The 11,138-nt window shown below is 64.4% G+C and carries 9 protein-coding genes and 2 riboswitches; of the genes, 4 read left to right on the top strand and 5 right to left on the bottom strand.

Annotation, left to right across the window (positions count from 1 at the left end):
* Window positions 1–7: 7 nt before the first annotated feature.
* From P272_RS0105170 to P272_RS0105155, 4 genes are read right to left on the bottom strand one after another with little or no spacing between them, the layout of a single operon-like run.
* Window positions 8–538 carry a GNAT family N-acetyltransferase gene (locus P272_RS0105170; RefSeq protein WP_052323206.1) on the bottom strand — a complete coding sequence of 177 codons (531 nt, stop codon included), beginning with the start codon at window positions 536–538 and terminating at the stop codon, window positions 8–10.
* A complete protein-coding gene (locus P272_RS0105165; RefSeq protein WP_029678482.1) occupies window positions 535–3,741 on the bottom strand; it encodes a UPF0182 family membrane protein in 3,207 nt (1,068 codons plus the stop codon). The genes P272_RS0105170 and P272_RS0105165 overlap by 4 nt, the downstream gene beginning before the upstream one ends.
* A 9-nt stretch (window positions 3,742–3,750) precedes the next feature.
* The gene (locus tag P272_RS0105160) at window positions 3,751–4,914 is read right to left on the bottom strand and encodes a glycosyltransferase family 4 protein (RefSeq protein WP_029678481.1); all 1,164 of its coding nucleotides are present in this window, start codon (window positions 4,912–4,914) and stop codon (window positions 3,751–3,753) included.
* Complete coding sequence (locus P272_RS0105155; RefSeq protein ID WP_029678480.1) at window positions 4,911–5,543, bottom strand: NAD(P)H-dependent oxidoreductase; 633 nt, start codon at window positions 5,541–5,543, stop codon at window positions 4,911–4,913. Before P272_RS0105155 ends, P272_RS0105160 begins: the two co-directional genes overlap by 4 nt.
* A gap of 134 nt (window positions 5,544–5,677) precedes the next feature.
* Window positions 5,678–5,836, top strand: a riboswitch (M-box (ykoK) riboswitch).
* Between the two features lie 98 nt (window positions 5,837–5,934).
* On the opposite strand from P272_RS0105155, the gene P272_RS0105150 reads away from it, so the two are divergent.
* From P272_RS0105150 to P272_RS0105135, 4 genes are all read left to right on the top strand, one after another.
* Entirely contained in the window at window positions 5,935–7,674 is a 1,740-nt protein-coding gene (locus P272_RS0105150; protein WP_029678479.1) for an ABC transporter permease, read from the top strand.
* A gap of 20 nt (window positions 7,675–7,694) precedes the next feature.
* The gene (locus P272_RS0105145) at window positions 7,695–9,047 is read left to right on the top strand and encodes a nitrate/sulfonate/bicarbonate ABC transporter ATP-binding protein (RefSeq protein WP_155805014.1); all 1,353 of its coding nucleotides are present in this window, start codon (window positions 7,695–7,697) and stop codon (window positions 9,045–9,047) included.
* A 29-nt stretch (window positions 9,048–9,076) separates the two neighbouring features.
* Window positions 9,077–9,149: riboswitch (Fluoride riboswitch) on the top strand.
* Between the two features lie 90 nt (window positions 9,150–9,239).
* Window positions 9,240–9,677 (top strand): FluC/FEX family fluoride channel, encoded by a 438-nt coding sequence (locus tag P272_RS0105140; protein WP_044097802.1) that lies wholly within the window; start codon window positions 9,240–9,242, stop codon window positions 9,675–9,677.
* Window positions 9,674–10,054, top strand: coding sequence for a fluoride efflux transporter FluC (locus P272_RS0105135; RefSeq protein ID WP_029678476.1), 381 nt, complete (start codon window positions 9,674–9,676; stop codon window positions 10,052–10,054). The genes P272_RS0105140 and P272_RS0105135 overlap by 4 nt, the downstream gene beginning before the upstream one ends.
* Before the next feature lie 32 nt (window positions 10,055–10,086).
* Here the strand turns inward: P272_RS0105135 and P272_RS0105130 are convergent, their stop codons facing one another.
* Window positions 10,087–11,094 (bottom strand): bile acid:sodium symporter family protein, encoded by a 1,008-nt coding sequence (locus P272_RS0105130; RefSeq protein WP_029678475.1) that lies wholly within the window; start codon window positions 11,092–11,094, stop codon window positions 10,087–10,089.
* Window positions 11,095–11,138 lie beyond the last annotated feature (44 nt).

The following is an 11,138-nucleotide window of genomic DNA, read 5'->3' as shown; positions in this document are numbered from 1 at the left end:
TGAGATTCTACACAGGCTCCCCGACCCCGTTTCGCTCAAGGGACAGGCTCCAGTAGGAGACGTCATGCAAGGCGAACCGGTCCCAGGCGGCCTGGGACAGGAGGCCGAAGCGGCTGAAACCGAACCGGTGCAGCAGGGCCTTGGAAGCCGAATTGTCATCGAAGATGATCGCCACGGCCAGACGCATGCCCACCTGCTGGGCGCGCTCCAGCAAGGAATGGACCATCAGGGCGCCCAGACCCCGTCCACGACTGTCGCGATCCACGTAATAGCTGAGCTCGCAGGTCTCCTGGTAGCCGGGCCGGTCGTAGTAGGCCGACAGGGAACCGAAGGCCAGCACCCTGCCCTCCTGCTCCAGGACCAGGACCGGATGACCCTGGTCAGGATCGTGCTCCAGCCACCATCGCAGGCGCTGGTCCAGGCTGACCGGGGCCGTATCCGCCGTGGAGCCGCCATCCATGACCGCCTGGTTGTAGATGGCAGTGACCGCCTCCAGGTCCCCGCGACGGCAGAGCCGGATGCGCGGGGTGGCGCTCACTTGTCGCCGCCCTCCTGGTCGGAGGCCTCCTTGAGGGCTTCACGCAGACGGTTCTGCGCCTCACCGTAGGCGCTGAAGTCGCCCTTCTTCAGGGCGGCATCCCCGTCGCTCATGGCCTGGTTGGCCTTGTCCAAGGCCTGTTTCAGGGCCTGTCCTCCTGTGGTCGATGTCCCGCCGGACCCGGCGGTCTTGTCAGGAGCCTTACCGGATTGCTCGCTCTGGTCAGCATCGGAATTGGTACGTCCGGTGTTGTCGGCATCGCCTGCCGATGCGCCCGAGTTGCCCTGGAAGGTCTTGTCAAGGGCCGCATCCAGCGTGGCCGAGGAGGAGACCTTGTCTCCGAAGGCCACCAGGACCCGCTTGAGCAAGGGGAAGCTGGTGGCGCCGCTGGACTGCACATAGACCGGCTGGATGTAGATCAGTCCGCCACCTATGGGCAGGGTCAGCAGGTTGCCACGTTTGACCTTGGTGGACCCCGACTGGAGCAGGTTGAGCTCGGTGGAGACCGCAGCATCCGAGTTGAAGTTGTTCTGGGCCTGCCCAGGGCCGGGCACGTTGGAATTCTTGGGCAGCTCCATCAGCCGGATGGTTCCGTAGTCCGGGCCTATCACCCCCTTGGTCGACCCGGCATCGGAATCCACGGACAGGAACCCGGTCAGGATCTCCCTGGTGGAGGTGCCCGCAGGAATGAAGGTGGAGGTCAGCGAGAAAGCGGGCTTGTCGGTCCCCGGGGTCTGCAGGGTCAGATAATAGGGAGGCTGCTTGATCCCGGCCTTCTGCTCCTTGCTGGTACCGGTCGGATCCACAGGGGTCTGCCAGAAGTCCTCACCGGAGAAGAACTGGCTGGCCGAGTTGACGTGGTACTGGGACAGGAGCTGGCGCTGCACCTTGAACAGGCTCTCCGGGTAGCGCATGTGGCTCATCAGGTCGCCCGAAATGGATGAGAGCGGCTTGAACTGGCCGGGGAAGACCTTCTGCCAGGCCTTGAGCACAGGATCCTTGGCATCCCAGGCATACAGATCCACCGAGCCGTCGTAGGCATCGACCGTGGCCTTGACGGAATTGCGGATGTAATTGGCCTTCTGGGAACCCAGGCCCTTGACGGCCTCGGAGCTCAGGGTGGTTGTGTCCTGGGTGATGGGCCCCAGGTCAACCTTCTGGGAGTAGGGGTAGGCGTCAGAGGTGGTGTAGCCGTCGACAATCCACTTGACCCGTCCGTCCACCACAGCCGGGTAGACGCGCCCGTCCAGGGTCAGATAGGGGGCAATCTGGGCCACGCGCTCCTTGGGCGAGCGGTTGTAGAGGATCTGCGAGTCAGGGGTGACGCGGTCCGAGAAGAGGATCTGGTCGGATCCAAAGCGGATGGCGTAGAGGACCCGGGCCAGGAAGTTGCCCACCGAGGGGCCGCCGTTGCCCTTGAAGGTGTTGGTGGCTCCCTTGGAGCCGGTGGGATAGTCGAACTCCCAGCCCGATGAGCCCTGGGGCGCGCCGACGATGGAGTACTCGGGCGCGTTGGGCGAGAAGTAGATTCGCGGCTCGTAGTGCTGGCTGTCGGTCAGCTTGCCCTTGGTGGGAATGTCCTGCTCGAAGAATTCGGGCTGCCCGTCCGGGGTGACCTTGTTGCCATAGGCGGCCACAATGCCGTAGCCGTGGGTGAAGACCGTATGGTCGTTGACCCAGTTGCGGTTGTCGTTGCCCTCCAGGTCCAGTTCGCGAGCGCCGATGACCGTATCCTGGCTGACTCCGTCGATGTCGTACTTGTCTACGGCCAGGGTGTCCTCGAAGGTGTAGTACTGCTTGGACTGCTGCAGCTGCCGGAAGGTGGGCGAGACCACCTGGGGATCCAACAGACGAATCTGGGCTGTGGTCTCCGCATCACGGGAGAGCGCGCCCGACTGGACCTCGGTGGTGGCGTCATAGGCCTCGGTCTTGAGCTTGTCCAGCCCATAGGCGTTGGTGGTCGCGGCGATGTTGCGCTGGATGTAGGCGGACTCCATCTCCTGGGCGTTGGGGTTGACCCGGAAGCGCTGGACCAGGGCCGGCCAGAAGACGGTCAGCAGCAGGGACAGAACAACGGTGACGGCCACAGCCAGGACGGGCACCCGCCACTGCTTGACGGCCGAACCCAGGGAACCTGCATGGACACGGCCGGGTTCCAAGGTGCGCGAGCGCAGAATCCAGACCGCCAGGATGATACCCAGCAGGGCCATGACCACAGCCATGATCAGGGTGACGGGGATGGCCGCCTTGACCGAGGTGTAGGAGGCGCCGGTGATCCGATCGCCTTCCTCGGTCAGCCTGCCGAAGACGCCCAGTGCGGTGTCACCGGCCCAGACCAGCATGAACAGGACCAGCCAGACGGCTACCTGGCGACGGGCGGGACGGGTCATCTCCAGAATGCCGTGTCCGTGCACAGGCATGGTCAAGCGAATGCCGCCCATGAGGAAGTTGGTGACCAGGCTGAATATCGTGGCCGCCAGCAGCATCATCAGCAGGGAGGAGACCAGCAGCTGCAGGCCGGGCAGGATGAATACATAGAAGCCGTTGTCCAGGCCGAACTGGGGGTCGCGCACCCCGAAGGACTGGGCGTTGAAGAGCAGCAACACCTGCTTCCAGTCGGCGTTGAACTGGAAGCCGAAGAAGACGCCGACGACCAGGGAGACCACCACGGCCACCTTGAGCGCGGTGCGTGAGGAGACCCCCTTGCCTACCTCGATCAGATCGCCCTTGACCCTGATTGTGGACCCGTCAGGCGAATCGGGGCGGCTGTGGATGGCCAGGATGGCCGAGAGCAGGGTCACCGCAGCCAGCAGCAGTGCATAGGCCAGCCAGAGTCCCACCTTGATGCCCAGCTGGGTCCAGACAATCTGCGCCGCTCCCAGCTGGGAGAACCACATGACATCAGTGATGAAGCGGCTGAGCGCGAACAGGAGCAGGAAGACGACCAGGACGACGGCCACAACCACGGCCAGGATCCTCGAGCCCCGGGAAGGCCCGTCATTGCCCTTCCTGCGGGAAGTCAGCCGGGGGTCACCTGGTCCGGAAAAGCGGAAGCGAGGCGTACCGCCGCCCTCCTGGCCGGAACCCTCCCCATCGGTTTGCACGTGCAGGATGACCGGGTCGTCTTCATTGCGACGCCGGCCTGGTCCGTCTGGACCGCCCATAGGGTCGAACATGGAACCGAAGAAATCAAAGAATGACATGTACCTACCCTACATGAGACGGCGGTCTTGAATGGCTTGCCTGTAGACCTCCTCCACCTGATCGGCCACAGTGGTCACGTCGTAGCGGTCCAAGAGCGCAAGCTGGTCATGGCGCACCTTCCGCCTCCAGGATGGGTCCCCCAGAGCCTGGGTAACTCGCCAGGCCAGCAGTTCGGGGGTGTTGGGCGAGTCGACGGACACCAGAGCCCGTTCATCGCCCATCAGGGTGGACCTGTAGCCAGGGTTGTCCCCGGCCAGCACCGGAGCCGTGCCCGAGGCGATGGCCTCCAGCAGGACGATGCCGAAGGATTCACCCCCTGTGGAGGGAAAGACGGTCAGGTCGGAGGAGGCCAGCAGGGCGGGCTTGTCCTTCTCGTCCACAAAACCGGGAAAGGCCACCGGTGTGCGCAGGGCGGCGGCCTTTCGACGGCAGTCCTCCAGCAACGGGCCCTTGCCTGCCATGGTCACATGTAGGCCTTCGGGCAGGATACCGGCCCGCTCCCCCGCCTGGAGGGCTGACAGCAGGATCCCCGCCCCCTTGCGGGCCACGAACCGTCCAAGAAAGACCAGATGAGGCCCCTGGCCATGCAGGCGTGCCACCTCCTGGTCGCCAGCGGCCTGTCGGGCCCGACGCAGGGCAGCCACGTCCACGGGGTTGGCCACCACCCTGCTGGGCACGCCGGCAGTCTGCCGAGCATAGCTGGCCGCCACGGACGAGACCGCGATGACCCTGTCGATGCGTCTATGGGTCCTGCGGTTGATCATCCCCAGCAGCCGACCGCCCAGCAGCTGCAGGTTTCCCGTGGGGGCGATGTGATAAGTGGCCACCAGGGCCGTGGCCGGGTTGGCGGCGCGGATGACCCGGCCGGCCAGGAAGGGGCTGTAAGGAGCCTGGACGTGCAGCAGGTCGAAGTGCCCGGCCTCCAGGACCCGGCGGATGGGCGCCTTGGGCGCAGGCAGAGGTATGCGCATCCTGTTGCCGTTGAAGGAGACCATGACGTTGCGGGACAGGGAGTGAACCCCATCAACCGGCGGATGGGCGGTCTGACCGACCAGGTACTGGACCCTATTGCCCCGCCTGCCCAGCTCCCGTCCCAGGGTCAGAATGTGCTGCTGGACCCCGTCAAACACATCCAGGGTGTCATCGAAGACGAATCCGATGCTGAGCGTCACTGAGCGTCCTGGCCTGCTTCAGGCTCGGTCCCTGCGGCCAGCTGACGACCCTTGAGGGCCAGGGCCACCAGGTGCCGGTCGGCCGCCTCGCGCGCCTGCTGCTCGTCGTTGCCCGAATCCAGATTGTCCACATAGATGGTCTCCACCTGCGCGACCTGGCAGTACTTGAGGAAGGTCTGCCTGCGCAGCTGGTTGTCCAGGGCCTCTCCGATGCCGCTGGACTGGTACCATTCCTTGTCTCCGCCGGTCAGCATGACCAGCTCCACACGCCGTCCGGCCAGAGCTCCCGGGGTTCCATCAGCGTTATAGGCGAATCCCCTGCAGATGACCCGGTCAATGAAGCCCTTCATGATGGCCGGCATGCTGTACCAGTAAACGGGGAAGACCAGGGCCAGCACGTCCGCATCCTTGATTCGCTCCTGCATGGCCTGGACATCCTCGGGCATGGGTCCCTGGCCCAGGTAGTGGGTCCTGTCCTCCATGCCGAAGACGGGATTGAACCCCTCGGCGCAAAGGTCGATCAACTCGGTGCGAGCCCCGCCCTCGGCCGCACCGTCCAGCAGGGCGTTGCCCGCCGCATCGGTCAGACTCTTGGGTTCGGGGTTGGCCGTGACTGCCACGATCTTCATAGGGATTCACTCCTTACATTCCATTTCGCACCTGCACCGACTGCGTGCAGACCCTTGTCATTGTCAGTCCTGGCAAGGACGGCAACACTGGTTAGGCAAATGCTTGACACTGCCCCCAGGGCCCATCTATGTTATTGGGTGGTCGGTAGGTGAAGCTACCGCATGGACAAGGCATGCTGCCGCAAAGTGGTGGAGACACCCCGCGCAGGTCAACAGTCCCCGTCGGATCAAGGCAGGGACTAATGCAGGGCCAAATACCATGCGAAGCCGAAGCTTGAACGATGACAATGATCGGCTCATGGGCCGATTGCCACGCCGTCTTCGAGGCTGCCGACAGGGATGTTCCGCACCTTGGAGGGAGGCCATCGTGAATACTGTCGCACTGCCAGGAATGCTCCGTTCGCCACTGAACGACGACCGCAGCCAGGCATCGCGCTCCACCCGCATATGGACGGGCCTGGCCGTAGCCATAGGCGCACTGGTCCTGCTGGGGGCCCTGGCCTATCTGCTGCCGGCCCTGGGTGCCCCCATCGGTCCCGCCGGCGTTCCCTCCCACGTCTCCACCGACCCGGCCAACCTGCCTTACTACGCGCTGCGCTCCCTCTTCCGCATGTTCGCGGCCCTAATCATCTCCCTGGTCTTCGCCTTTGTCTACGGACTGGCCGCCGCGCGCTCCCGCCGCCTGGGCGCCGTGCTCATCCCCCTGCTGGACATCCTGCAGTCGGTGCCCGTCCTGGGTTTCCTGTCGGCCACCATCTCCATCTGGCTGGTCCTCTTCCCCGGGTCCATCATGGGCGTGGAGGCGGCCTCCATCTTCGCCATCTTCACCAGCCAGGCCTGGAACATGGCCTTCTCCTTCTACAACTCCCTGACCAGCGAGCCCACCGACCTGGACGAGGCGGTGAGGCTGATGCGCCTGACCCGCTGGCAGCGCTTCTGGAAGCTGGACGTGCCCAACTCCATGATTCCCCTGCTCTGGAACTGCATGATGAGCATGGGCGGCGGCTGGTTCTTCCTGACCGCCTCCGAGATGATCTCGGTCAACAACAGGACCCTGGCTCTGCCCGGCATCGGCTCCTTCGTGGAGGAGGCCACCGCCGAGCAGGATCTGGGCAAGGTGGGCCTGGCCATCCTGACCATGATTGTGGTGGTCCTCTTGATTGACTTCCTGCTCTGGAAGCCGCTGACCGCCTGGGCCGAGAAGTTCCGCTACACCAGCAGCCAGTCCACCGAGCCCCGGCACAGCCTGGTGCTGACGGTCATCCGTCTGTCCGGGGTCAAGGACCTCTTGGGCCTGGTGGGTCATCCACTGGCCGACCTGCTGGACCGAATCACCCGCCCACTGGGCCGCACCGGGGCGCGCTGGGGCCGTGGCGGCGGACGCAGGCGGGCAAGCGACCTGGTCTGGTGGGTCTGCCTGGCTCTGATCGGCCTGTGGGGACTCTGGCAGCTGGACCGTCTGGTCATCCGTCCACTGGGTCTGGGCGAGGTCGGGCATGTCTTCCAGCTGGGTCTGCTGACCTTCCTGCGAGTGCTGATCCTGATGGTGGTCTGCACCATCGTCTGGGTTCCGATTGGTGCCCTGATCGGCATGAATCCGCGCATCTCCCGCTACCTGCAGCCTCTGGTGCAGATCCTGGCCTCCTTCCCGGCCAACTTCATCTTCCCCTTCGTTACCATGGTCTTCATCATCTGGCGAATCGACATCAACTGGGGCAGCATCCTGCTCATGGCCCTGGGCACCCAGTGGTACATCCTCTTCAACGTCATCGCCGGTGCCTCCGCCATCCCCGACGACCTGCTGGAGATGTCGCGCAGCCTGGGCCAGAACCGCTGGCAACGATGGAAGACCCTGATCCTGCCGGCCCTGTTCGGCTCCTGGTGCACCGGCGGCATCACAGCGGCCGGCGGGGCCTGGAACGCATCCATCGTCTCCGAGGTGGTCTCCTACGGCAAAACCGAGCTGACGGCCAAGGGCCTGGGTGCCTACATCGCCCAGGTGACCGCCACCGGCGACGCCCCCCGCATCATCCTGGGGGTGGCCGTCATGAGCATCTTCGTGGTCCTGGCCGACCGGTTCTTCTGGTCTCCCCTGCAATCACTGGCACAACGGCGCTATTCCCTGACATGAGAAGTCTGAGAGGTTCGACAATGACCAAGATCAATTCCAACGGAATCATCACGGCCGAGCACGTGACCAAGACCTACCAGTCCGACAAGGGCGCGGAGCTGACCGTCCTGGACAACATCGACTTCACCCTGCATGAGGGCGAGGTGGTGGCCATCCTGGGCCGCTCAGGCGCTGGCAAGTCCACCCTGCTGCGCATCCTGGCCGGCCTGGTTCCGGCCAGCAAGGGCAGCGTCGAATACCGGGGCAAGCAGCTGGACGGGCCCAACCCCGGCGTGGCACTGGTCTTCCAGAGCTTCGCCCTGATGCCCTGGCTGACCGTCAAGGACAACGTCGAACTGGGCCTGCAGGCCCGGGGTGTGCCCAAGAAGGAGCGCGAGAAACTCTCCCTGGCCGCCATCGACGCCATCGGCCTGGACGGCTTCGAGAGCGCCTACCCCAAGGAACTCTCCGGCGGCATGCGCCAGCGCGTGGGCATCGCCCGGGCCCTGGTCCTCAAGCCGGACGCCCTCTTCATGGACGAGCCCTTCTCGGCCCTGGACGTGCTGACCGCCGAGAATCTACGCCAGGAGGTCCTCAAGGTCTGGTCCGAGGAGGCTGGCAGCGTCAAGTCGGTCCTGATCGTCACCCACAACATCGAGGAGGCCGTGGAGATGGCCGACCGGGTCCTGGTCCTGGACTCGCATCCGGGCCGGGTCATCGCCAACGTGCCCATCAACCTGGACAGGCCTCGGGACAAGCAGTCCGACCTCTTCCAGTCCTGCGTGGACTACCTCTACTCCATCCTGACCGGCCAGCGCGACAGCGAGGACATCCGCCGCCGTCTGCAGACCAAGGTACGCAACCGTCAGGCCGTGCGGGACTCGGTGCGGGACGAGGAGACCGCGGAGCGCAACCTGCCCGACGCAACCCCCGGCGGCCTGGCCGGTCTGGCCGATGTCATGGTCAACCAGCCCAACGGCATGGACCTGGCCGACCTGGCCGCCAAGCTCTCCTTCGAAGTGGATGACCTCTTCCCTCTGATCGACGCCGGGCTCATGCTGGGTATCTTCCAGGCGGACAACGGACATGTCAGGCTGACCGACCAGGGCCGGGCCTGGCATGATGCGGACATTCTGGAGAGCAAGGAGATGTTCTCAAAGATGCTGATGGACCACGTTCCGCTAATCCGCATCATCGACAGGGCTCTGAAGAACAGCGACGACAAGAGTCTGCATGGTTCCCTGATCCTGGACCTGCTGCGGGCCCACCACTCGGACAAGGAAGCCGTCCAGCAGTTCGACACCGCCATCACCTGGGGCCGCTACGGCGAGCTCTTCGACTACGATGCCGACGATGATCGGCTGACCCTGGACCCCGAGAATCACACCGAGTGAACAGTTACGGTCCTCTAGCGCCCCTAGAATGGACCTGGGGCGATGGAACCCGCCCGGGGCTTGAGCCCCGAACCGCAAACTGCTGATAGTTCCTGCACCATGATTCGACGACCCCGTCTGCGGGCCGGGTGCAGGCGCATGCCATTCAGCCCGACCCCGCGGATGCTGATCCGTCGGGAACCGAGGCCTCCAATGACCAAACCCCCTACCGGACCTGATATGGCCACGGCTCTGGTCGTAATTCTGGGCGGAATCCTGGGCACCGGCTGCCGGTACACCTTGAGCCTGCTGCCGGGCCAGAGCGGCCCACTGCATCCGGGAACCCTCCTGGCCAACCTGATCGCCTGCGCAGGCTACGCCCTGCTGACCGCTTTCCTGGCCGGGCTGCCCAAAAGCACGCATGCGCGCCGAAGGCAGCTGACCAACAAGGGCCTGGGCATGGGCCTGTGCGGAGGACTTTCAACCATGTCCACCCTCTCGCTGGAACTGGTCCAGGGCCTGTCGGGCGGTCAAATCCAGGCAACCCTTGCCTACCTGTTGATCTCCTTCGCCGGAGGCCTCTCGGTCTCCTGGGCCATGGCAGCGCTGGGAGCGCGTCTTGCCGCACGCGTCCAGGCGGGTGCGCGATGACCATTACGTTTACGTTGCTAATCTGCCTGTGCGGCGGCCTGGGGGCCGGACTGCGCTACCTACTGGATGCCCTGGTCAAGGCCCGCTGGCAGGTGGACCTGCCCCTGTCGACCATGATCATCAACCTGTTGGCCGGATTGGCCGCAGGGCTGGTGGCCGCCCTGGCCACCTTCCACGGACTGCCTAACTGGGGACGGCTCCTGCTGGCCACAGGACTGCTGGGCGGCTTCTCCACCTTCTCGACAGCGGTCAACGAGGTGCTGGCCCTGGCCCGGCAGAGACGGCATCTGGCAGCCCTGTGCTATCTAACAGCTTCGATCTTCCTGCCGCCTCTGTTGACGGCCCTGGGCTTCCTGCTGGCCGGACCGGGCATATAGCAGGTCCGGCCAGCAATCAAGGCGTTCCGGAATCAGGCGCGAGCCGGTTCCGGACGACCCTGGGCGGAGTCGGCGGCAATCCCCAGACGGTCGTCATGCCGACGCCACCAGGCGGACAGTACCGATCCGGAGATGTTGTGCCAGACGCTGAAGAAGGTGGAGGGGATGGCCACGATCGGGTCGGCTGCGAAGGCCTGCAGGGCCAGGGTCGCGCCCAGTCCGGAATCCTGCATGCCCACCTCGAAGGTGATGGCCTTCTGCTGGGCGTAGCGGAAGCCTTTGGGGTAGATGCGGTACATGAGCCGGCTGAAGAGGAAGCCCAGCCCGTACCCGCACAGGTTGTGGAGCATGACCACCGGCAGAACCAGTGCAGTGGCAGCGGTGAAGAGCTTGGCATGGTTGACCGAGACCACCACACCGATGATGACCAGGATGGCAATCTGCGAGACGGCCGGCAGGGCCACGGTCACCTTCTGCACCTTCTCCTTGAAGATGGCGTGGACGGCCAGGCCCAGGGCGATGGGGATCAGCACCACCTCAAGGGCGGTCAGGAAGAGCTGCTTGGTGGGGATGGCCACATACTGGCTGGCCAGCAGGTTCATCAGCATGGGGATCATGAAGGGCGCACACAAGGTGGAAAGCAGTCCTATTGATACGTCCAGGGCCACATCACCGCGCGAAAGGTAGGACATGACGTTGGAGGAGGTCCCCGACGGGCAGCAGCCCACCAGGATGACTCCCACAGCGATCATGCCGTCCAGTCGGAAGATGCGGCAGAGCAGCACGGCCAGCAGGGGCATGATCAGGTAATGGGCTATAGTGCCGACGATGACCATGAGCGGCATCTTGACGATTCGCTTGAAGTCGTCCAGGCTCAGGGTCAGTCCCATGCCGAAGAGAATAATGCTCAGGAAGTAGTTGGTGTAGCTGCGGGCCCAAATGCTAATCTGCGGGACAAAGAAGTTGATGGCGGCCCACGCTAGGACCACCAGAATGAACCACTTAGTCAACCAGTCACTGAACCGCTGCACCTTTTGCATGATTCCTGACCACTTCCTCTCGATAGTTCTCTCTGTGGTAGAGC

Source organism: Bifidobacterium sp. 7101 (genome assembly GCF_000499285.1).
Classification (GTDB): domain Bacteria; phylum Actinomycetota; class Actinomycetes; order Actinomycetales; family Bifidobacteriaceae; genus Bombiscardovia; species Bombiscardovia apis_A.
The sequence above is the reverse complement of the archived record's forward strand: the minus strand, read 5'-3'. Positions and strand labels throughout refer to the sequence as shown.